A 1,038-nucleotide genomic window follows, 5' to 3' on the forward strand; every position below is an offset into this window, starting at 1 on the left:
GATTACACAGTCTAATATTTCCTTTTCTATTTGAGTTAATTGATTTGTACTAACATAATTAACTTCAAGATTGTCGTACTGATATACTTTATATTTATTAAAAATAACTCGATATACCGGGCCATGACTTCCTACTTCACAATCATCTTCAAATAAATATGTTCCAGTAAACACCTTACAAAATCCTTGCGCATAGTATAACAGCTTTTGAAGAGCTAAAGGAGTAATATCATCATTTTTATATAGCAAATAGTTAGCAACTTCCTCGATTTTTGTAATCTGTGTAGAAGTAAAATCCTCATTTTCCTGTAGGTTTGCGATTGCTTCTTTAGAGACTCTATATGCTTTTTGAGTAATTAAATCTTTATTTCTTTCCAAAATATCTAGCATAAAAGATTGATCTCTACCTAATCTTTTCAATATATCCGAGTACTGCTTTGTCGGAATATCTCCATTTACATACCTTGTTAGGGTAACCTCTCCCCAACCTAAAAGCAAAGACAATGGACGTTTTCCAATTTTATATTTTTCTAAAACCTCTTTTATTTCAGAAATAGTAACTAACTGTTCCTGTTGTCTATAGGCATGATCTAATTGTTCTAAATTATAATCATGAATGTTAGGAACAAATATTTCAGATTTACACTCCTCGCAATTTGCTTCTTTACCTACGTAATGATATTGCTTCCCTCTAATGACTGTCACTTTTGGAACATCTTTAGTAGAATACTTTACCATATCTCGACAAAACTCACATAAAACCAACATAAAAATCCTCCTTCATTCTAAAACCATTAGTCACTTATCTTTACCTAAAAAGATAAGTGACTGGTTTATTCCTTTTATGAAAAGAAACAACAATCATGTATTTGTTCCTGTCCTTATTTTCAATTAGATTCATCTTAATATATATGTCTACCGACTTCTTTTGTCCCCAATTATCTAACTCATATTGTGGACAAAAGATATACAATTTTTCATGAGCAAAATTTGGATTTATATTATCAGCTGCATAACAAAAATCGCGTACTTCTATAT

The 1,038-nt window shown here is 30.3% G+C and carries 1 protein-coding gene and 1 pseudogene; both read right to left on the bottom strand.

Translation table 11 applies throughout. The annotated features are described in order from the left end of the window. Positions 1-768 (bottom strand): type II toxin-antitoxin system antitoxin SocA domain-containing protein (locus tag ABWK52_RS28890; RefSeq protein WP_353772352.1); only part of this gene is annotated, 768 nt, incomplete at its 3' end. A 40-nt stretch (positions 769-808) separates the two neighbouring features. Beyond that, positions 809-1,038: pseudogene (locus tag ABWK52_RS28895) on the bottom strand (hypothetical protein); the annotation flags it as partial.

The organism is Bacillus sp. AP50 (genome assembly GCF_040492675.1).
In the GTDB taxonomy this organism is placed as follows: Bacteria; Bacillota; Bacilli; order Bacillales; family Bacillaceae_G; genus Bacillus_A; species Bacillus_A cereus.